This window comes from Sphingobium sp. CFD-1, assembly GCF_024611115.1.
GTDB lineage: Bacteria > Pseudomonadota > Alphaproteobacteria > Sphingomonadales > Sphingomonadaceae > Sphingobium > Sphingobium baderi_A.
In genome coordinates this window covers 3,826,616-3,846,935 of record NZ_CP084398.1, presented here as the reverse complement: position 1 = coordinate 3,846,935, position 20,320 = coordinate 3,826,616, and the positions used below count along the sequence as shown (strand labels likewise).

The 20,320-nt window shown below is 61.8% G+C and carries 25 protein-coding genes and 1 pseudogene; 12 read left to right on the top strand and 14 right to left on the bottom strand.

The features are described 5' to 3' along the window. Positions 1-121: 121 nt before the first annotated feature. A complete protein-coding gene (locus tag LDB26_RS19285; RefSeq protein WP_257539578.1) occupies positions 122-634 on the bottom strand; it encodes a DUF4189 domain-containing protein in 513 nt (170 codons plus the stop codon). A 109-nt stretch (positions 635-743) separates the two neighbouring features. Further along, entirely contained in the window at positions 744-1,211 is a 468-nt protein-coding gene (locus LDB26_RS19280; RefSeq protein ID WP_257539575.1) for a hypothetical protein, read from the bottom strand. Positions 1,212-1,543: 332 nt separating this feature from the next. Between LDB26_RS19280 and LDB26_RS19275 the strand changes: the two genes are divergently transcribed. From LDB26_RS19275 to LDB26_RS19250, 6 genes are all read left to right on the top strand, one after another. Beyond that, positions 1,544-2,557 (top strand): SHOCT domain-containing protein, encoded by a 1,014-nt coding sequence (locus tag LDB26_RS19275; protein WP_257539573.1) that lies wholly within the window; start codon positions 1,544-1,546, stop codon positions 2,555-2,557. After that, the gene (locus LDB26_RS19270) at positions 2,551-3,219 is read left to right on the top strand and encodes a tetratricopeptide repeat protein (RefSeq protein WP_257539572.1); all 669 of its coding nucleotides are present in this window, start codon (positions 2,551-2,553) and stop codon (positions 3,217-3,219) included. Before LDB26_RS19275 ends, LDB26_RS19270 begins: the two co-directional genes overlap by 7 nt. A 92-nt stretch (positions 3,220-3,311) precedes the next feature. Further along, positions 3,312-3,647, top strand: coding sequence for a hypothetical protein (locus LDB26_RS19265; RefSeq protein WP_257539571.1), 336 nt, complete (start codon positions 3,312-3,314; stop codon positions 3,645-3,647). Positions 3,648-3,730: 83 nt separating this feature from the next. Next, positions 3,731-4,576 carry a hypothetical protein gene (locus LDB26_RS19260; protein WP_257539570.1) on the top strand — a complete coding sequence of 282 codons (846 nt, stop codon included), beginning with the start codon at positions 3,731-3,733 and terminating at the stop codon, positions 4,574-4,576. Positions 4,577-4,840: 264 nt separating this feature from the next. Then, positions 4,841-5,815: a hypothetical protein gene (locus LDB26_RS19255; RefSeq protein ID WP_257539569.1), complete on the top strand. Its 975-nt coding sequence runs from the start codon at positions 4,841-4,843 to the stop codon at positions 5,813-5,815. A 202-nt stretch (positions 5,816-6,017) separates the two neighbouring features. Then, on the top strand, positions 6,018-6,314 hold the full coding sequence (locus LDB26_RS19250; protein WP_257539568.1) for a hypothetical protein: 297 nt from the start codon (positions 6,018-6,020) through the stop codon (positions 6,312-6,314). Between the two features lie 52 nt (positions 6,315-6,366). Here the strand turns inward: LDB26_RS19250 and LDB26_RS19245 are convergent, their stop codons facing one another. Beyond that, positions 6,367-7,227: a hypothetical protein gene (locus LDB26_RS19245; protein WP_257539567.1), complete on the bottom strand. Its 861-nt coding sequence runs from the start codon at positions 7,225-7,227 to the stop codon at positions 6,367-6,369. A gap of 326 nt (positions 7,228-7,553) precedes the next feature. Here LDB26_RS19245 and LDB26_RS19240 point away from each other — a divergent pair, with 326 nt between their 5' ends. The 3 genes from LDB26_RS19240 to LDB26_RS19230 all read left to right on the top strand — a co-directional run bounded on the left by LDB26_RS19240 (position 7,554) and on the right by LDB26_RS19230 (position 10,220). Further along, the gene (locus LDB26_RS19240; protein ID WP_257539566.1) at positions 7,554-8,132 is read left to right on the top strand and encodes a hypothetical protein; all 579 of its coding nucleotides are present in this window, start codon (positions 7,554-7,556) and stop codon (positions 8,130-8,132) included. Between the two features lie 129 nt (positions 8,133-8,261). Continuing rightward, positions 8,262-8,858 (top strand): hypothetical protein, encoded by a 597-nt coding sequence (locus tag LDB26_RS19235; RefSeq protein ID WP_257539565.1) that lies wholly within the window; start codon positions 8,262-8,264, stop codon positions 8,856-8,858. Between the two features lie 60 nt (positions 8,859-8,918). Further along, complete coding sequence (locus LDB26_RS19230) at positions 8,919-10,220, top strand: hypothetical protein (protein ID WP_257539564.1); 1,302 nt, start codon at positions 8,919-8,921, stop codon at positions 10,218-10,220. A 49-nt stretch (positions 10,221-10,269) separates the two neighbouring features. Here the strand turns inward: LDB26_RS19230 and LDB26_RS19225 are convergent, their stop codons facing one another. Continuing rightward, positions 10,270-10,755 (bottom strand): hypothetical protein, encoded by a 486-nt coding sequence (locus LDB26_RS19225; protein WP_257539563.1) that lies wholly within the window; start codon positions 10,753-10,755, stop codon positions 10,270-10,272. 136 nt (positions 10,756-10,891) lie between these two features. Here LDB26_RS19225 and LDB26_RS19220 point away from each other — a divergent pair, with 136 nt between their 5' ends. After that, positions 10,892-11,554: a hypothetical protein gene (locus LDB26_RS19220; RefSeq protein ID WP_257539562.1), complete on the top strand. Its 663-nt coding sequence runs from the start codon at positions 10,892-10,894 to the stop codon at positions 11,552-11,554. Positions 11,555-11,574: 20 nt separating this feature from the next. Here the strand turns inward: LDB26_RS19220 and LDB26_RS19215 are convergent, their stop codons facing one another. From LDB26_RS19215 to LDB26_RS19200, 4 genes are all read right to left on the bottom strand, one after another. Continuing rightward, complete coding sequence (locus LDB26_RS19215) at positions 11,575-12,198, bottom strand: DMP19 family protein (RefSeq protein WP_257539561.1); 624 nt, start codon at positions 12,196-12,198, stop codon at positions 11,575-11,577. A 48-nt stretch (positions 12,199-12,246) separates the two neighbouring features. Continuing rightward, positions 12,247-12,630, bottom strand: coding sequence for a DUF4189 domain-containing protein (locus LDB26_RS19210; protein ID WP_257539560.1), 384 nt, complete (start codon positions 12,628-12,630; stop codon positions 12,247-12,249). 74 nt (positions 12,631-12,704) lie between these two features. Next, positions 12,705-13,055: a hypothetical protein gene (locus LDB26_RS19205; RefSeq protein ID WP_257539558.1), complete on the bottom strand. Its 351-nt coding sequence runs from the start codon at positions 13,053-13,055 to the stop codon at positions 12,705-12,707. A gap of 75 nt (positions 13,056-13,130) precedes the next feature. Continuing rightward, the gene (locus LDB26_RS19200) at positions 13,131-13,793 is read right to left on the bottom strand and encodes a response regulator transcription factor (protein ID WP_257539556.1); all 663 of its coding nucleotides are present in this window, start codon (positions 13,791-13,793) and stop codon (positions 13,131-13,133) included. Positions 13,794-14,005: 212 nt separating this feature from the next. Here LDB26_RS19200 and LDB26_RS19195 point away from each other — a divergent pair, with 212 nt between their 5' ends. Together LDB26_RS19195 and LDB26_RS19190 are read left to right on the top strand one after the other, a co-directional pair. Further along, complete coding sequence (locus LDB26_RS19195; RefSeq protein WP_257539554.1) at positions 14,006-14,779, top strand: LytTR family DNA-binding domain-containing protein; 774 nt, start codon at positions 14,006-14,008, stop codon at positions 14,777-14,779. A gap of 131 nt (positions 14,780-14,910) precedes the next feature. Continuing rightward, on the top strand, positions 14,911-15,882 hold the full coding sequence (locus tag LDB26_RS19190; RefSeq protein ID WP_257542207.1) for a LysR family transcriptional regulator: 972 nt from the start codon (positions 14,911-14,913) through the stop codon (positions 15,880-15,882). Between the two features lie 60 nt (positions 15,883-15,942). On the opposite strand, the gene LDB26_RS19185 is transcribed toward LDB26_RS19190, so the two are convergent. The 6 genes and pseudogenes from LDB26_RS19185 to LDB26_RS19160 form a co-directional block, all read right to left on the bottom strand. Continuing rightward, a complete protein-coding gene (locus LDB26_RS19185; RefSeq protein ID WP_257539552.1) occupies positions 15,943-16,179 on the bottom strand; it encodes a DUF2274 domain-containing protein in 237 nt (78 codons plus the stop codon). 1 nt (position 16,180) lies between these two features. Then, complete coding sequence (locus LDB26_RS19180; RefSeq protein WP_257542205.1) at positions 16,181-17,323, bottom strand: TrbI/VirB10 family protein; 1,143 nt, start codon at positions 17,321-17,323, stop codon at positions 16,181-16,183. 113 nt (positions 17,324-17,436) lie between these two features. Further along, positions 17,437-18,501: a P-type conjugative transfer protein TrbG gene (gene trbG / locus LDB26_RS19175; protein ID WP_257539550.1), complete on the bottom strand. Its 1,065-nt coding sequence runs from the start codon at positions 18,499-18,501 to the stop codon at positions 17,437-17,439. After that, positions 18,498-19,187 (bottom strand): conjugal transfer protein TrbF, encoded by a 690-nt coding sequence (gene trbF / locus LDB26_RS19170; protein WP_257539548.1) that lies wholly within the window; start codon positions 19,185-19,187, stop codon positions 18,498-18,500. The genes trbG and trbF overlap by 4 nt, the downstream gene beginning before the upstream one ends. 3 nt (positions 19,188-19,190) lie before the next feature. Beyond that, a complete protein-coding gene (locus LDB26_RS19165; RefSeq protein WP_257539547.1) occupies positions 19,191-19,328 on the bottom strand; it encodes a hypothetical protein in 138 nt (45 codons plus the stop codon). A gap of 267 nt (positions 19,329-19,595) precedes the next feature. Further along, positions 19,596-20,134: pseudogene (locus LDB26_RS19160) on the bottom strand (P-type conjugative transfer ATPase TrbB); the annotation flags it as partial. Positions 20,135-20,320: the final 186 nt, after the last annotated feature.

The following is a 20,320-nucleotide window of genomic DNA, read 5'->3' as shown; positions in this document are numbered from 1 at the left end:
CTAAAGGGATACGGATATTCATGACCAGCAAGCTCAACAAAGTGTCGGCCGAGTGATCTCGGTTCAAGGCTGCCTAGAACCGCTGTCGTCCAATTCTCAATCTGCCCGACGTACCGGTGCTTCAGCGAATGCGTGCCGGCAGACTGCACGCCGAATAAAAGATCTGGCAGTCCGTCGTCTCCTTGCTGCAAAGTGCCATGGCCCGCTGCCGGTTTTCAAGCTCGTCCGGGCCGCGGTAAGAAATGGCGCCCTTGTCGCCCCAGGCCAGAGCCACACATTGGTCGTGATAGCTTCCCTTTATCTTGCAACGCGCATTCGCTGTCGATTGCAGACAGCGGGCCATGGCGATCCGTTCGGCCTCCTTCTTGCTGCGGGCATTTTCAACCGCGCCGAAAGCACCACTTCCGGTGGCGATCGCGCCCCAGCGCGTCTCCCATTCCGGCGCGGAGGTGTCCGTACCTTCGCCCGGTTCACCGCCCATCGGAGCGCAGCCTTCCCAGCCAGCCCCACCTCCGCCGACGGGGAAGTATCCGGGAGGACATCTGCCCTCGGCCATTGATGGTGCCGGTGTGAAGAGGGCAATACCAAGGCAGAAAGATGCAATGATCGCACCAAAGAGATAGCGTTGCTTCATTACAGGTAGCCTCGAATGCGTTCAGAGAATCGACGAGATGGCGTCAATTGAAGATCCGTACCTCACTGTAAGCAAGGGAACCGGCGTACCGGTACGTGCAATCGTTGCCCTACCGCTGCCATCTGTTATCCGCCACCAGTTGCCAGCAGTCGTTCGTCGGCCAGAACAGCAATTGCCCGTCTGAATCCGGATGGGTTCCAGGCGGGAGCGGATTGCCGTCCGTGCCGATGATATTGCCCAGATCGTCACCGCCATCCGACTGGCCATCATAGTGGACGCGCGCCCAATCGACCGAGAATTGATCGCTCTGGCTCTGGTTGAACTCAATATCGATATATTCGTCCTCATCCCCCGCCTTCAGGGGTTTTGTGGGTTTGTAATAGAAGTCGACCTGAGTGATCGGAAAGTCTTCATAGGCGCTTGACGACACCTGACGCGTGGCCAGCGCCTTGTCTGGGCTCTCGCGCACGCTGACCTCGATCATGCGCGCACTGTATTTGCGCCGGACCACGGGCGAAATGGCGATCGCTGTGAACAGCGTTTTGAAATCGCGATTTTCACAGGCTCGCTTCGCCATGTCGAGCGCGTTCCGATCATGTTCGCTGAGTGGCGCTGGTGCAGGCGTGGAAAGCGATGGCTGGGTCGGAGTCGCCGATGGTCGCGGCCTCTTGGGGGCGTCGGCACCATTCGCCCCGTCGCAGGCAGTCAGCGCGACCAAAACCATAGTGCAAAGTGCAACCGCATTCGTAACAGACCTGGACCGCAAGATCGTGACTCCCATGAACTGGGGGATTTTACCCCGCGGATGCGCCAGGTGTGAGCGCCCCGGACGTACCGGTACGCCGGCGCATCTGCCTTGGAGGGAACGCTTGAGTAGATTGCGGCTTCCGCAACTCTGGAATGGGGACCATGACCGCAGACGACCACCTGAGCCGCTTGGAAAGATTAGCGCGATTGCGTGATACCGGTGCGCTCAGCGCGGAGGAGTTCGAACGCGAAAAGGCGGTGCTGTTCCAGCAGAGCGATGCCGGGGTGACACACGCCGAAGAGGCCGAAGAATCCCCCCCGGCTAACCCGAGCACTGAGACCGGAACCCGCGCCAGGCGGCGCTGGCCGCTCCTGGTGCTGGTCGGGCTGGCCCTTGCGGGTGGTGGTGGATGGGCCTTGGCCAATTGGACCGGGATCACAGCCTCTCCCCGCGCCACCGGAGCGAACCTCACCCACGACGAGAAACCGAACCCGTCGGCGTCAGCGCCGGCCGGGAAACCGTCTCCTTCCACCCTGCGTGCGCTGCCTGCCGAGAAACAGGTCGATCTTGCATTTGAAGCCGTGTTCGGGAGCGGCGCCCGCGAGATCAGCGTGCCCGAACAGGCCGTATATACCTACGGCAAAGGCAAGGTCGTCTGGGGAGATTTCGGACCGATCCTGATCGCCGAGGGAACCGGCGATGAACCCTATCCCGTCGCTCTGGGCACCCTGGGGATATTCTACTTGCGCGAAATAGCAGGGGCGAAGTTCGAGGAAGTTCGCCGCTGGCCTGACGCTGTGGTCGGGAGCATCATGGCCAGCCCGCCGCAATGGAAAGTCAGGCAGGATATCACCGACGGGACGGTGATCGAGTCTACCGCTGGCGGCGTCTGGCAGGGTTATGCCTGCGATTCCAAGACGCTGACGGAACTGACTCCCAGCGGCCCACGATCTCTCGTCACTTTCGCTTCCCACTACGACAGCTCCGGCGCCGTCGAGGAGGGCTATCAAACCTTCGACGGCACTATCGTCAATGTCGTGCGCAATCGCTCCTTCGATGTCCGTTTTTCCGGCACTCGAACCATCACCGAGCACTTTGTCCGCAAGGGTGCGGGCTATGTCCGCGTTCCGGGGGCCAACGAAGAAATGAATGAGGGCACAATCCCGACATGCTGATTGTGATGCTCATGGTCCAGGCGCTGGCTATTCCTGACGACACCTCCGGCCACCGGGCCATGCAAGCCGCGATATGCTCTGGCGACAGCCCTCGGGTGCAGGCACTGGCGCTTGATCTGGCCAAAGCCGGCGATCCCGAAGGGTTCAGCGGGCTCGGCTGGCTTGAAGAGACGGCAACGCCTTCGGCGCCAACGCGCGCCTATGCCTACTACCTGACTGCCGCCCAACATGGTTCCCTACGGGCGCAATGGAAGGTTGGCGTAATGCTGGACACAGGCCTCGGCGTGCCTGTGGACTCCAAAGCCGCCGCCCGCTGGCTGCGCAAGGCCGCCCGGCGAAAGTTGGGCGCCGCATGGGCAAGCCTGGCCTGCTGCGTCAATTCGGTCGTGGTGTGCCCAAAGACAAGGTCGGTGCGCGGCATGCCTATTTCAACGCGATCCGCCATGGCGAACCGCATGGCTTTGCCGGGATCGGATCGCTCTATTCCAGTCGATCCGATCGCCGGAAGGACTATCTGCGCGCGATCGCTTGGTATCGCGTTGCGGCGAGCCATGGAGATGGGATCGCGCAGGAAAAACTGGCCGCCCTTCCAGCGCTTCCTTTTGATGAGGAACGCACAGTCGCTGCACGCGCTGCGAAAATCCGGCGCAATCATCCGATGACTGCTGTTTGGGATTATGGCCCTTGCTAACCGAAACCGTTGTAGCCCCGTTCGATACCGCTCGGATCAAAGACCACTTGGGGCAATAGCCGGATGTTCGAAGCGAAGCTGCTCGGCGTGAACGTCAGCGTGGTGCACCTGATACCTGCCGTCGTGATCCTGTCGGTCATCACCACATATCTCGTCATCCGCACGACGCACCTGAAGGCCGTCGCAGTTTCCGGCATTTCAATCCTGAGCACGCAACTTCTGGCCGGAGCGCTGCTGCTAATGATCCGTTCCGAAACCGCTCAGCCGGTTCATGACGCACAAAGCTGGATCGCGCACCAGCTGGCCTGGTTCAACATCACCATGTTCTGGCTGCTGTGTCCGGTCTTTTCCGCGCCAGTATGCGTTCTTCAGGCATTGTGGCTGAAAAGGCAGCGATAGGCGTACCGGTACATCTGAGTTGTTGCTGTTCGATTGGCCGAACCGTACGGAAAAAATGGCCTTTTTTTGTGCAGGGTATTCGCATGACGCCCAGTTTGACACTTCCTTTTCCAGCATCGCGAGCATCAACGGATCGTACCGTCTCAGCGTCATACAGACTGTCAATCGGAATTTTTCTGGTTGCGCTCGCTTTTTTCTTTTGGCCGCAGGATGCACGGGCAGAGCACTTGTGTGCGGGACGATATAACGAATACACGGTCAGTGAAGTCTATGATCAAACGGGCAATATCGTAGAATATTGGTGCGAATGGGACAATGGCGGCAGCGATGGATCGCCTCAGATGCAGTATTTTTCCCCCGAGCAGTGGAAAGCGCTCGGCGATCATCTTGCCGAAGACGAGGCCAAGAGTTCGCAAGAACGGGTGTTGATGGGCCAGCGGATGCAGCAGCTCGAGGCAGGCATGTGGTTCCTGCCGGGTGAGGAGCCGTTTGCCGGGTGGGCGACCGGCCCGACCGGCTCTACCGGAGGCCAGACGAATATCGGGGGCGCAGGCTGTTCGGCAAGTTATTGGACTACGAATGGTGCAGTGATCATGACGACATTGAACGGGCGCGACGGTCCGGCGATTATCGTCTATCAGGGATATGGAATTCCCGCTCCCAGAAAACCGACGAGGATGAGAATTGTCCTCACCCAATCGGCTGAAACACAGACCGTCACAGCCCTGGTTTCCCTGGTGGGCAATCCGAAGCGGAAGATGGGTAGTATCACCTTTGCCGTTCCAAGCGGAAATGCGCTGGTCAATTCGATCGAGGATGCCCAGGATTACACTCTGGCCGATGATAAGGGAAAAGTGTATTTCTCAGGAAAATGGCATGACGGATTGAGGGCACGTGATGCTCTTGCCCGCTGCCTCGCGAAACGATAGCGAAGCGGGCTATTTCATCTATTCCTGAGAAAAACCGGAAATCCAGATCGTTGGCTTCATCCTGGGTCCTGTCCGTCATCCCCACATATCTCGTCGTCCGCATAACGCACCGGAAGGCCATCGCAGCTTCAATCCTGATCACACACTCCTTGCCGCGCTACTGCTACTCCTGATCCGTTCCGAAACCGCCCAGCCGGTTCATGACGCACAAGGCTGGATCGCGCCCCAATTAGCCTGGTTCTACATCAGCGTTTTCTGGTTGCTGTGTCCGGCTTTTTCGGCACCAGCGTCAGTTCTTCGGACTTTGTGGCTGAAACGAACGAAGTAGGAGTACTGGTACACTTCAACCGTATCGCGATGCGCCAACACGTGGCACCCAGCGTTGTGGCTTATCTTGCACGGAACTCTTCCATGATGTCCAATCGCGCTGTTGCCCCTGGATCGATGCCACAAAATTGGCGGCAAGGCGGCGGGCTGGCCATCCTTCTGGCGGCTGTAGCGAGCGCGGGTGCCGCCAGTCCGGCATGGGCCTGCTCCGACCTGCCCAACATATGCGCGCAGAATCAGGCGGTTTTTGATCAGAACGTGGACATGGCCCGCGACGCGGCGGCAAATTACGCCGAAGGGCGCGATGCGGAACGCAATGGAGGGCGCCCCTCGGGGCCACCGCCGCGCGATCCCATGGATATCAGGATGGACCTCGCAGCGGGTAACATATTTGCGCTGCACGCTATGGCCACTGACGAAATCGAGAAAATGAAGCGGGATCCTGAAATGGGTCCGATCATTCGCGGAAAGTGGGATTTCTTTCAGGATACCAACGACGCTGCTCCGGGCGAGTATTGCGCCGCCCTGTATATGAATATGGCGGGCCTGGTTCGTCTTTCCGGGCCGGGCGGCAATTATCGCGGCGCGTTGCTGACCTTCTGGGGGCCGAATATCCCGCAACCAAAGAAGGTGCGCTGGGTCAGTGTGACACTCAAGCAGGTCGTCAACAACGATCCAAACAATTCAAGCACGCAGACCGTGCGCGCCTACAATTATACCGAAACGCGCGTGAAAGGCGTAGGAGCCATCGCCCTTGCTGTTCAGTCTGCGGATGTGCTGCTCGACAACATGAGCGAGCTTCTGGACTTCAAGCTCGAAATCGATGGCAAGGAAGTGCAGGCCATAGGCGTTCACGGCGGTCTGTCCGCACGGGATAGCCTGAGGCAATGCATCGCCCGGCGGAAATCCTGACATTCCGGGCAGCTCGGCCAACCAACTGGCAAGCGTCGCAATGGCCGCACTTCCGAAGTGCTCATCGCAGGCGGCATACGAAAGCGAGAGAGCTGAAGCCTTACTCCATCGCTGCCTGTAACCGCCGCGCAAACGGGGCCGGCGAACCGAATAACAGCCTCGGTCCTGAGACGAATTGTGTGAGCGATGGCGGAGTAATGCCATGAAAACAGGCCAGCTTCTTCTAATTTATGGTGTGACGCTGGTCACAATCACCGTCCTCGCGCTTTTTCCGCTGTTGTCGGCGATAACCGCCGCGGTGCTTGCAGGTATAAATGGCTGCGCGCTCGATGAAGGCAGTCCGCATCCATGTCTCATTCTCGGTTCGGACTGGGGCAACACATTGTACAATATGTCGGTCGCATTCTGGATGATGTTGTTCACCTTGCCCGCAGGTGTACTGCTGTTCATTGTTTGGCTTGTGGTCCTCATTACCCATTTGTGGCGGCGCCGTAAGTAGGACCAGCAGAGCGCAATTGTTGGCGCCGCGCTTCAAACCATATGCGTGAGCGTTATCCTCCGTTGGCAGATGGCGAGAAGTCCCGGCCACAGCGTGGATCATCCTTGCTCACGAATTCGAGCCTCTGAAGGAAACGATATCCGACTATCGACGGCGGGAAGGCAATTTCCATACGACTGTTTTCTTCCAGGCCGAGTTCCACGCTCCAACTGTCATCCTCGCGGACACCCGCGGGCGCATAGGATGGGCCAACGCCGCGGCTCTTGTAATAGATGATCCGCGATTCATGCAGCAGACTCATCGGATGCTCATCAGGATTCTGCGGATCCCTCCGGCTCAACGGCTTCCTTGGGCCAGATATCTTGATCGTGATCCCGTCATGCGTGAGATAGGAGGTTCCAACTCCCTGCGGTCTCCATGGCCGGAGCAGGGTTTCGCCCGGTTCGACACGAAATCCGATGCCACCCTGGCAGTGATAGCCAGGACCCACGAACGGCTGGGGCGGATACGAGGCAATCGACTGCCCGTACCCGTAGCGTTCGAAGCCCGCGCGCCGGGCTGCGTCCACGTCCACATGCCCAGATTGATCGGAGGTGAATGACAAAGGCCGGACACAGCCTGCCGCACCGGCGCCAGCCAGCCTTAGGCGGGACAGAACCGCCCGATCGGAGTCGGTCCCGTTGAACGCGGATGAACCGACAATCACGCCGCCGCTCCTCGTGCCCCTCCGGTAAACCACATAGCGGACGCGTTCCGTGGCGAGCGCGGTCTCGCCCAAGCCGGAAGGCAAAACGCCGGCATAGGGATAGGCGACCAGCCCCCCTTCGAGAGGTAGGGGAATCCCTTGCCGCCCTCGCAGGACAGGATCCCGCGCCGGGATGGCGGTGATGGCAACGAGATAGTCGTCGTTCATGACGCGCAGAACAGGCCCGACCACATGAACCCCCTCGCCATCGCGTGCGATGATAGCCAAGCCCGCCACGCACAGACGCATTGGCCCACGCGCACCATACTCCGTAACTGGATCAGCGAGAATCCGGGGCGCCGCCTGGGGCGGGGGAGTCACGGCGGTGAGGTAGAGCAGGCTGAATGTCGCTGCGATCACAGTGCCGTCATCCTGTCGACATGTTCGGAGCGGATCATCCTGCGTCGTCCGTTCGCCTTCCGCCATGACGATGGCGCACCGGTACACCAGCAAGGATCAAATCCGTCCGGCAAACCGGCTAACCGTCGCCACCTATGGAAGGCTATCGCATCGCCGGCCTGTCGGCTCTCGCACTGTTCGCTGCGATATCTCCTGCGCTTGCTTCATCAAATCGCGTTGTAACGGACGAGATAAACGGCCTCACCATCGACACCTTGAGCGGCCTCGTGGTGGCCGGTTCCTGGGGTGAGCGGCGCGCCTATCTCCCGCTCGACCGGGACCAAATCATGCCTCGCTTCATCGGCACCTGGTCATCCACGCCGGAAGGATGCGCGGCGGACACAGAGACGCCGGATGCGATCTCGAGAACGCAGAACGGGGTCGTCGTCATCCGGAGTGATGGCATCGTCTCCAAGTCCGGCATCCTTCACATCAAGCGCGCCTATGTTCATTCCCCCGCGAGCATCACGTCCGAAAGGATCGCGAAGGGAAAGGCCATCGTCCTGAAAGCCAGGGCCAATCGGCAGGCAAGGGAGATGCTGATCCTCTTCGACGTGCCGGAGGGGCAAGGCAAGAGCATGGCCATGCAGATGCTGCTGTCGGATGACGGAACAACGCTGCGGATCGGCAAGGGCTTGCCGCGCAGGCCTTGGCTACGCTGCGACGTCGATTGATCGGTAGCCACCTCGCATCAATGCGGTCGTCGCCAGAACAAATGGAACCGGTACATCGCGGCGCTTCGCCCCTGGCGGCACCACTGCCACATTGCCGCTGAAGGAAAATCGCTGGCCGAGGGGTAATCTATGAAACGCCGCTCTCCCGGCACACAAGGATCGGCCAAAAGCCGCACCGCCGAAACGCTGTCCGCCGGGTCCTTAGCGCGATTGCCGGCACCCTATCGGCTACTCGGGATCGGTCTGTCCGCGCTCCTGCTGTGCGGCGGCGCTCCGCAATCGTCCGGCGCGCGGTTGAACGCCCAGGACGGCGTCGGCCAAATCGTGCAGCCCGCGACGGGCACGGACCGGGCGGTCTATGCCCCCCTCGACCGCCCGGTCATCCTGCCGCGCTTCCTGGGCAACTGGGCTACCCGCCCCGGCAAATGCATCGGCCAGTCCTACAGGAACCGCATGGGACTAAGATCGGATCTCGCCATAATCGCAGGGCAGGCGCTTGTCGTCCGCGAGGCCTATGTCGACGCCGGTCCACCGCGGGATCGGGCGGGCGACGACCCGCTCCGGGCTGCGGACTACGCCAATGCCCAAGACATGCTCATCCGCGTAATCCGCTCAGGCGAGGAGGACACGCGCGCGATCCATCTCCTGTTTTCAGGCCGAAGCGGCCGTCTGATCGTCGAGGAAGTCGGCAAGCCGCGGAGCGCCTATGTCCGCTGTTCGATGTGAGCCTTGCGCGCTTTTGCCGATGCGAAATCCGTTCGGCAGACGCGATGGCCCAGATCCGCGATGACCCGATACCGCCTCGGGCCTGTGTGGCTATCGCTCCTGCCGGGGCTGATCTTCCTGACCATGGCCCAGACCTCCTTCGGGAAGTCGGGCAAGAGGGACACGTCCGCCAACCCGGTCGGCGCCGCCCGAGAGGCCTGCCGAACCGGCGGATTCGCCCGGTTCTTCCGCCTCTATGTCCAGTCTCCGGTAGTCCGGCAACAATTCACGGCCGACCAGGTCTGGAGCATCCCGGCTGCCGGCAAGACAGATTTCGTTTCAAGATCCGAGTTCCTGGACCGTTTCCCCCTGGCGCTCCATGGATGGAACTATGCGATTACCGGGGCCGAGCCGGCGGGTGAGGCCAGACGCTATACCCTCATCCGCACAGGCCATCCCTCCCGCACAGTCTGGCACGTGGAATGGAGCGAGGCCAGATTCGACGCGACGTCCGACGACGGCAAATGGATCGGCGTACCCGTCGAACTGACGGGGGTGCCAGGGCGCTTCACTTTTGTCGCTACCGATGATGGCTGCTGGCACCTGACGGACGAGGTACGCGCGCCCAAGGACACACCTTTCCAGCCAGGCGTCCAGAACCTGCATTGCAACGTCCGCGCCGACGATTACCGGCGGGAGTTGCGGCGTATCGAAAGCAGACTGGACGATCATCCAGACGATATGGACATTGGCCGGGATCTGGCGGCCTGCGCCAAGCTGCAAGATATGATCGAAACGACTATCAGGGCGGATGCCGAGTTGACCGGTCTGCACCGAGCCATCAAGCGACGGCTGACGGCCCTCGGCACCCGGCAATCACCCGCTGCGCGTCAGGCTCTGGCGCTTGACGAGCAGAGGTTCCGCCGTAGCCTGATGCGCGATCAATATGTCCTGATGGACGGCTCGGCAGATAGCCGTGATCTGCGTGATGGCCTCGCTACCTGGCTTGGCTCGCGCGTGGAAATTCTCGCTCGCACCGAGCCACGCCGAAACAATTTTGCGGGTGTGTGGCGCAAAGTCGGCGGGCAGATCGATATCCGCCGCCTGGAAGACGGAAGCTTCGAAGTCGATGCCAATGTGGTCGATCCCGACTTTCTGGCATGGAGCTGCGAATTCAATGAGACGATGCCGAGACGTGGGAACATATTGTCCCTCACCTATCCGCGCGGCGATGCCCTTCGCTTGACCCTGCGGGACGGGATCCTGATCGTGGAACAGGATGATGCGGGCAGCGACTATTGCGGTGCTGGAGGCAGCCTCAAGGGCACCTATTTCCCTACACGCCCCGGACCGGAATTGCCGCCACAAAACCCGGTCTTCTGAAAGTTCCGAGGGCAGCGGTGCCCTATCAATGCGCAGGCCTGTTCGACAGCTAACCTCGGATGGCCGTCTGCAATTGCGCGAGGAAAGCTTCGAATTGCTCCCGGTCGTCAAAGAATCGCTGCGTGGCCTTTGTCGTTCCGGCGCCATGCCGGATATGCAGAATGCGCGAACGCTTGTCGGTCTGCAGCGACAGGCCAGTAATGTCGGCAAACGGAATGTGCGACGCTTCGCGGGAGAAGAGCGAGGCTGGGATCGCAATATGGTCCGACGCAAGGACAATGTATCGATCCGGCATGAGCGAGGCCCGTATCGCCATGATCGCCTGGCCGACCAGCCAGAACGAGCCAAGCCCCAGCAGAATGAAGAACAACTTCGAGCCGCCCGGGCCAAGGTTGATGAGGCTGCTGATAACCACTTCCCGGTCTTCATGGATGGTGGCGTAAATCCCCACCGCCGCGCAGGCGAGGAAGGCGCAGAGCGCGAGCAAGGCCAGATGGAACTTGGGCTTGTACGAATAGGAATGGATAACGGTCATGGCGCCAGGCCCTGCGCTCGAGGAAGATGAGATCATGACCTGTCCCTCATCAGGCCTGCGACCGGCAAGGGGCTGCGTTGTACCGGTACGGCGCGGCTGTTGACCCGGGCGACAGCCGCCATGAACTCTTGGACGTATGATGCGCGCCAGGTCTTATCCACCGCCCGTCTTCCAGCGGTTGAGAACCACACTGTTATCCGTCGGCCCGGCAATCGTGCTGATCGGCTGCCTGTCAGCCTGCCATCTGGACCCATCAAAGTCGCTGCGCCCAATCGATGTGAAAGCCAATCCGGCGGCGCATGGCGGCAAGACCATTGAACTGCGCTTTTCCGACCTGCCCGGCGCGATCCGACTGTCCGGCGCCGAGCTCCATTTCGAGATCGGAAACCGCGAATGCGTTCCCATGGACTATGGGCGTGCGCTGGGCGGCGTGCGCCTGCCACCGCGATACGCTTTTCCAGCGCCTGTCTGGCTCTCGCCCGATGGCGCGCTGATCGTGGCCGTGCCCGAGGATGTTCTGATCGACGAGGACTATTTCGGCCTCGGCAAATGCCACTGGGCACTTCAAAGCGTGTCGCTGGAATTCGGCTCCGAGCATGCCCGCTTCGTGGCCTCTGTCCCGGCTGCAAAGATGCGCGTCGGCAAAGACCTCGCCTTTCGCTATCTGGTCAGCGATTACGCGGCCGGCGCCGCCCACCTTCCGGCCATTTTCGGGGAGCGTCCGGGCTTCTATCCCGATGACAAGCCGCAGTTCTCCCTTACGGTCTCGGTCAGGAATGGCCCGGCTGAAAGGCGCTGACCGGCAGGGTGACGATGCGATCAGTGCGCCGTGACGATAGCCGCCACTGCTGCTGATACTTCATCGCCCGGGAGAATCCGGATGCCGGGATATGCGCGCAGCCATGCGCCTGAGGCCAGACAATATCGGTTGCGCGACCGGAACCGCGAATGCCTCGTCGCCTCCTCGAGCCATGCCCGCACCAAAGTAGGTTGACTGGCGACGAATGCAGCAAATCCGGCCTCTTCATGGTCCATGAGTTCCTGCGAGAAAAAGCGGTCGTCGAGGACATCCAGCGCACTGGCTCTGTTGGCTGAACCATCCTGCCTGTCCCGCTCATCCAGATTGGCATCGCACCAGTCCCGGCAGTCCTCCATCAGTTGCGCCAGGTCTGGCATGCCGATCAGCGCAGCGCCGCGGATCGCATGATCCAAGTCGGCTTGCAGCCGTGCCCCGGCATTCCCGACAAACTGGCTATGCCCGCCGTTACAGACTTGCCAGTAATAGAAATCCAGCGCGTAAAGGTCGAGGAAAGCTCCCGGCAGATCCTTAGTCTGCACACCGCCCCGGATCAGGTCGTTGACATAGCCGACGAACGCGCCCGTGATACCATAGACCTCGCCATGAACCTCGCCTTCGCGGAGGATGATCGGAAAGTCAGTCATGGCAGATGGCGTTCCTACGCGACCAGCTCAATCCGCATACGCCCTCCGCTAATTGAACGAGGAAGGGACGCTGCACGCCGCATAGTGGACCTGACAGTTTTTCACCAATTGCGAGCAGCTGCGCAGGGCCAGCGTGCTCGCCTTGCTGATACTGGCGGCGTATGCCACGCCGACTTGCCGGTCGTCGCCCGCAGCATAGGCGGCGCACTGGTTGCGATAGGTCAGGCGTACACGGCATTCACCGGCACCGCCGCTTTCTTCGCACTGGCGCAGTGCGCCCGAGGTGGCCGCGTCCTCGCTCATCCGTCCACGCGTCGCGCCAAAACCGTTTCCGCCGAGCGCGATTGCCCCCCAGCGTATTTCATCGACTTGGGAAGCGGCTGCACCCGACGTGACCTGGAGCGCCAGCAAGAACAAGGGAAGCCATTTCATGCTCGCATGCTGCTCGGAATTTCGGCCGGCGCCAACTGGCCCGGATGTACCGGTGCGCCTTGTTGATTGGCGCTTCAGTGCCGGACGCGACGCGCGCGCAAGATTGCCCGGATTGCAGGCAGTGCCAGCACGGCCGCCAGGTAGATCAGCATGATCCTGATGGCGCTCGACCTGCTTCGGCAGGTGAGAACGCTCATGCTCGCCGCGCCCGCTCCATCCTCGATGGTGGGAAGTTCGTGAGGGTCTATCGTCCCTGGCAGACAGTCCCCCACGAGAAAAGGCGCGCCACCCGCTCTCGTCGGTGTAACTCTGGCCGCCGGATCGGCCCAGTTGGCGGGCGTCCAGCCTCTAAGGTCGGGACGCGACCACAGAAATCCGGCGACAAGCACAAGTCCGCAGACCATCGTGGCGGCCCACTTCCTCATATGTCTATCTTGCCTGCTCTCACGCCGATGTACCGGTTCCGCATGTGCTGGTGACAAGGGCCTGCACAGGCGCGATCAGAAGTCATGTTGCCCATGCCGCTCCCTTCCGGGCTGACCGCGATCCGAAGACGCTCCATAGGTCCGCGCCGTCATTCTCGCGATAATTTCCTGACGGGTCGAGACGCCCATAAGGCGCATGATCTGCGATATATGGTTGCGGACGGTAAAGTGGGACAGGTTGAGCTTGCGGCCGATTTCCTTGTTCGAGAGGCCCGTCGCCAACAGCTCGAGAATGTCGTGCTGCCGGGCGGTCAATGCAGGAAGTTCGGCGAGCGGCTCCTGCCCGTTCCCCGGCCCTGCACCGGGGAACGGCGCCGCCTGTGGTCCTGGAATGATCCGCACGTTCAGGTGGCAGCCTTGCGGAAGATCCGCGCGCACTTGCCCAAGAGCCGAGCGAATGGCGTCGAGAAAAGTCGGGTCGCCCCCCTCGATGACAAGATTTATGACCGATCCCGGCGACTCCCCCACCAGCGGCCAGGAATGGGCTTTGAGCCTGCAATTTTGCGGATTGCTCCTCCAGCGTCGAAAGCGCTGACCATGGACATTTCGCAGCGCCCCACCGGCAGTCGACTTCTTCATACTCATAGGAAGGAGCTTAAATCTATCGCGGCTCTTCTCGTATTCATGAACTGGCAGATGGCGAACGAACGACTTCGAATGGCCAACCAATTCTGCCAATGGCTATTTTGGACGGGCGAATGGCGAGATGGCCAGACTCCGATCAAGGTGGAGCACGGTATGCCAGTCGAAAATGACGGACCAAGATATTACAGTTTGCGGATCGTCGCCGAACGAATGCAATCCCGTTCCACTGACGATCGCCAGTTCTTCTTCGGCCCTGTTACGCTCAACAATTCTCACACCTACTTTGGCCTATACTGGAAATTCGTATGACCGGGATGTCCGTACTCTTGGTCGATGACGAGCCGCTTGCGCGCCGTCGATTGACCCGGCTGCTCGCCAAGATGGATTGGATCGATCACGTTGCGGAGGCGGGCGATGTCGCGCAGGCATGCGAACGCGCCAACCAACATCGCCCGGACATTCTTCTACTCGATATCCAGATGCCGGGTGGAACTGGTTTCGAAGTGCTGGAACGCCTCACCGATGCGCCGCTTGCCGTCGTGTTCGTGACGGCGTTCGGACACCACGCTTTGCGCGCTTTTGAGGCGAACGCGGTCGATTATGTCACCAAGCCGATCGAACCTGGGCGGTTTGAGGTCGCAATGTTACGCGCGCGAGATGCCGCCAGTTCAAGTAGACGGAGCGACCGGATCGCCGAGCTTCAGGAAACGGTCGCGTCGCTCAAGAAGGCTTTGAATGTCGGCGATCAACGATCGAGCGACTTCTGGGTCAGGTCGCAGGGCGAGTATCTTCGAATCGCCGCGGATAGCATTTTGCGCTTTCAGGCCGAGCGGGACTATGTGCGCATTTACGTCGAAGGCGCGGATTATCTCTATCAGGAAACTCTCGCCTCGCTCGAAAACCGACTCGATGCCGCCGATTTCATTCGGATTCATCGCAGCTCAATTGTGCGGCGGGGTGCGATAACCCGAATTAAGCCGGCGCCCTTTGCCGCTCTGATAGCTGTCTTGTCCGACGGTACTGAAGTCCGGATTGGGCGAACCTATACGTCCGCGATTAGGGCACGACTGATTACCTGACCGGTTGAGAACCCCTTGTCGCACTATTGCCGGACCGGATCGGGCGTCCTTGTACCGGTGCGTCGTAATGCGTTGCTGCTTGTTGGAGGGCGCCGCAAGGTCTCGCGCTACAGGGTGCGTGAGGAGCCGGGATTCTGTCACCGCAGTTCGAGATCAGACACCTGCGCTATGTCGTGGCGGCAGCTGACCACGGTAGCTTTCGTCAGGCTGCTGGTGCGCTAGGGATCCAGGAGTCGGCTGTCAGCCGCCGGATTCGCGATCTTGAAGATCGGCTGGGCACGCCGTTGTTCATCCGGTCTCCCGGCGGCGTAAAACTCACCATCGCTGGTGAGAAATTCGTCCAGCGCGGCCGCAAGGCTCTTTCGGAAATCCGGATGGCGAGAACTGAAGCGTTCGCAATCGGACGTGGCTCAACCGGGCACTTGCAGATCGGGATCTTCTCGTCGCTAGCCTCGGGCTTCCTTTCGAACCTGATAGCGACTTTTGGCGGCGCGCACCCCGACATCAAACTCACTTTCGCCGACGGCAATCCAGCAGAGCACCTGGCTGCGATCCGCCAACATCAGCTCGATGTCGCCTTCCTTACCGGGACGTGCGCACAACCCGGCTGTGTCTGCCAGCAGCTCTGGTCGGAGCGCGTCTTCGCAGTTCTACCGTCGGATCATCCGCAAGCGGCCAAGCCGGTCGTTCGGTTCAGTGATCTACGTCACGAGACCTACATTGTCAGCGAGGTCGCGCCTGGGGAGGAAATACACGATTATCTGGTCCAGCGGCTCGCGGCCCTGGGCGGACATCCCGAGATTCACCAGCATGGTGTCGGACGCGACAACCTCATGCGGCTCGTCGCACTGGGCCGTGGTCTGACCGTCACGAGCGAAGCGACCACCGCCGCACAGTTTCCGGGCGTCGTCTTCTGTCCGATCGAAGGGGAAATCCTTCCCTTCAGCGCAGTCTGGTCCCCGAAAAATGGGAATCCCGCCCTGGCCGCTTTACTGGATCTTGCACAGTCCATGGCAGACTTGGCGGAGCAACCGGCCTTCAGTTTCCAGTTTCTCTCTCAAGGGAGCAGCGATGCGTGCGATTCTCTCGTTCAGAAGGCATAGGACCGGAAGCACCAAGCCGGAAAGTTCGCGCAAACTCTTGCGCAAAGGAGCGGTGGTTTGTCAGTCGCTGATTTCGCGTTGAACCTCACGCCTCGCCCTTGCAAAGCCTCGATCCGTCGCCATGAACCGAGTTAGCATAGGCACGATCAGACGTACCGGGTCGGTCGCGGATTGGCCGGTTTCATGTCCCAGGATGGTTGCATAGGCGACAAGGTCGCGGTGCAGGCTGGCGGGCAGTTCGAGTGCGATCTTGACCGGTTTGTCATCTCCAAGCGGTCCGAGTTTCAGCTTCGCCATATCAGCCTCCATAGGGTTCGAGGACGAGGTCGCGCGTCACCATCACCCGCACCGGAAATCCGGGCCTGATGGTCAAAGTGGGCGCGATGCCGAGCTGGCGGCTGACGATCTGCTGGCCGGTCTGGCTTATGCTGTTCGAGGCCCCTGAGCGCAGCGCCTGCACAAGGCTACTTTCGTTCTGGCTGGTTCCTGCCTCGGCACCGATCGAAAGCAGCGTCGACAGCGCCGCAGCCTTGAGCATCTCGCCCCAGTGGAAATCGACGCCATCTTCGAGGCCCGCATAGCCTTCGACACTAGCGCCGGGTTGCCGTTCAAGGACGATGGAGCGGCCATCAGGCATGATGAGGCGGTTCCAGACCAGCAAGACCCGGCGCTGACCGAAGCCGACGCCGCTGTCGTACTGGCCAATGATCCTGGTTCCCTGGGGCACCAGCAGAATGCGGCCTGTGGGGCTGTCGTAGACGTTTTGCGTGACCTGCGCCGTGATCTGGCCGGGTACGTCGGAGCGGATGCCCGTTATCAGCGCAGCGGGAATGACTGCGCCCGCCTGAAGGACGTTAGCGGAAGCCGGTGCCACAACCCGGTCAGGCGCGACCGTGCGCTTGTCGGGAGTTTGCCCCAGGAAAGCCAGTTGCCGGTCCTGTACCGTTGGCGTGGCCGGTTGCGGTCCGAGGCCAAGCCCTGCCAAGTCTGTCGCGGCCGCTGCTGGAACCGAAGACGACACATTGCCAGACACGGCCTGGGACGCAGAGAACAGGCGAGCCGTGCGCGCCGCCTCCAGTTCCTGATGGCGGCGCTGGACTTCCGGATCGGGACCAGCAGGCGCGGCAGCCTGCGGCGCCATACCCGGTACGGGAACGGACTGGCCGCCATTCTGGGCATTGAGTATCGGGCGCCCGAGATCACCGGGCAACGGCGGCCCAAGCCGCGGGACGGCGCCGTAGTCCTTGGGCAGTCCCGCGAGACCATCGGGAGCGCTGCGACCATCCGTCGTGTACAGTTCTTCGGTCGCCTTGCCGCCATGCTGAACCTGGAGTGCGTAGATCAGCGCGCCACCGATGCCGAGGCCCGTCACGATGCCAACCCCAGCCAGCACTTTGCGCGACAGGCGGGTCACGCGGGGCGGTTCGGGCCGCAGGCGCATGCGGGCAACCGGCTCGCCGACGAGCGGCAGCGCGCCATCGCCCTCGTCCGCATCCCGCCGGACATCGCTCGGCGGCGTCCCACCTTCTTCCCTTCCCGGGCCTTGCTCGTCGCTCACGATGCCGGCCTCCCGTCGGTCCGGGAGATCCGGACCCGCTGCTGGCGCTTGCCGGACCCGAAACGCAGTTCCGCGGCGGCGAACAACCGGTCGACGATCATGTAGTTGGCTCGGACCCGATAGTTCACCAGCTCGGACGTGCTGCCTTCAGGGCCGACCACGAAGATTGGCGGCATCTCGCCCTGGGCAACGCCGCGCGGGAACTCGATGAAGACTTGGCGACCGTCATCAAATGCCCGCAGTGGCTTCCACGGCGCACGATCGCCCGCAATCTCGTAGCGGAAATTGACGCGGGTGAGATCGATGCCCGTAGCCACGGGCTCGGCGGCCCTTGCCTCGGCATTCTGGCGACGCAGCGCGATTAGCTGGTCCTGCGGATATTGCCACGAGACCGACGCCATGTAGGTCTTCTCGGTGGATCGCAGCTCGATGTGGTAGGTACGCAAGTTGGTGTTGATGACGAGGTTCGTCATCAGCGCTGCCCGCGTCGGCTTGACGAGGATGTGGACCTGCCGCGATGCGCCGACACCGCTTTCGGTGTCGCCGATGATCCAGCGGACCGTATCGCCAGCCGCAACGGGGCCGGCGCCGACGAGCTGTTCGCCCGGTTGCAGGCTGATGTCGGCGATCTGTCCCGGCGCGGTATAGACCTGATAGAGCGCTCCATCGACGAACGGGTAAACCTGAATGGCATTGATGAAGCCGTTCCTCACCGGCTGCATGCGCGCGGCGGCATTGGCGGCGTTCACACGGGATGCTGGATCAGTCAGGTCGGGCGTTGACGGTCCGTCCTTGCCGACCGGTTTCAGCTGGCCCGGTAGCGGTAGTACCTGCGGCACTTCAACGACGCGGACGGGTGCCGGTTGTTCAACCGCTTGCACGGCCGCGGGCGCATCGTCGAAATTGATGACTGGCGGCTTCTGCACCGTGGCGCAGCCGCCCAGCATGGACGTGGCCAACAGGAACGGCAGCGCAGACCTGCGCACGGCGGGGACGGCTGCGAACAGGAAAGCCGGGAACCCCACGCTCGGGCTCATGGCTTCGCGCAAGGGGTATGTCATTGTCCAAGCTCCTTCGACCAGTTGATGGCGTTGATGTAGATGCCGAGCGGATTGGCTCGGAGTTTCTCGGGATCGCGGGGCGGTTGCACGGCAATGGTGAGAATGGCGGTCCAGCGTTCGGTCGCCGCGAGCGCGCCGTCCTGATAGGTGCGCTGAACCCAGGCGACGCGGAACGAGCTGGGCGAAGCCCGGATCACGCTGGAAACGTCGATCGCGACCTGCGTCTTGCCGACTTTGGCGAAGGGATCGTTGGCACGGGCATAGTCCCCCAGCGCCAGAGCCCCGGCCTGCGTCGTGAAGTCATAGGCGCGCAGCCAGTTCTGGCGCACGATGATGGGATCTGCCGGGATGCTGCGGACCTGCTCGATGAAGCGCGCGAGGTAGAAGGCAATCTGCGGATCGGTCGGCTGATAATCGGGGGTCGCGGGTGCGACGGCCTGGGCCTGTCCCAGATGGTCTACCTGCACCACCCAGGGCACGATCGAGCCGCTGGCGGTCTGCCAGACCAGCGCTGCGGACAGGCCTGCCGACAAGGTAAGTGAGCCAAAGGCCATGAGCCGCCAGTTGCGGGCCTGAACCCGGGCCGAACCGATGCGGTCGTCCCAGATCTGCGCTGCGCGCTGGTAGGGCGTCTCGGGCGCGGGCGATTTGCCGTAATGGGTCGATGGTCTCTTGAAGATGCTCATGGCTCAGTCGCTCTCTGAAAGGTTGATGGAAGCGCCGCCGCCGTGGCTGTCGCCCGATTTAACGGCGTGCGCGGCAACCTGAACGCCTTGGGAAAGCTGCTGATTGCGCTTCATCCGCTTGGCCCAATCAGGTTGGTTCACGGCAGCTCCGCTCGGTGCAGCGGCGGCGGCCGGTTCAGCATCGGATGTGGCGCCTGCGATTTCGGCAGCGGCATTGGCGCCGGACTGGTAGCTCGATTTCAGGCTGTCGGCGGCCTTCGATGCTGCGCGCTTGAAGGGAGAAGCCGCAGCCTTCGCGCCGGTACTGGCGACATTGCCGAGGCCGGAAGCCACACCTGCAACGCCAGATTGCGCGGCGGCGCCGAGGCTGTACGCGGTCGATGCACCGCCTGCGAGGGTAGCGCCTCCACGGGCGGCGGCAGCAGCACCGCCGGCAAGTGCGGCTCCGCCCGATGCGACAGCGCCGGCGGCGGCGGCCCCGGCGACGGCGATGCCGCCGGCGGCAAGGCCAGTTCCGATGGCGGCGCCTCAGCCTGATCGCCCGCCATGATCCCGGCCGCCACATAGTCAGCGAGCGTAAAGACCGCGACGGCGGGTTTGCGGATGGCGAAGGCGGGCGCTGCGACGACAGGTGGGAGCAGCCCCTCGAACCGCTCCCCCGTTTCGGGAAGCTCGGCGGATACGCGCGGCGCGTTGGCATGAACTTCGACGCCGACATGGTGCGCGACCAGGCGAACGATGCGTTCGCCGTCGGCGGGAGACAGATGCTCGCCGGTATCGGAGAGTCCTTCGGACAGGCGGTCGACCCAGAGCCGTCCGTCGGGATTGAGCATGACTTCGACGACTGAGGGGTCTTCGAGCAGGCGGGCGATGGCGGGACCGAGTGCTGTGCGCAGCATGCGCGCGCCGCGTGCCGATCTTAGCGAATTGTGATGTGAAGCCGCCATTGGGTCCCCGTTTCAGCGGGGAGAACAGGCGCTCCCCGGCTTGGGGATGATTAAGAGAGCCAGAAATTTGCCCGGTTCAACAGCTTTCGGTCGTAGTAGAAGCATGGCGTACAAATACAGGGAAACGGCGGAGTTCTAGGAATCCGGGAAGGTAGCCAAAGACCCGCATGGCTTCCCGACCGCCCA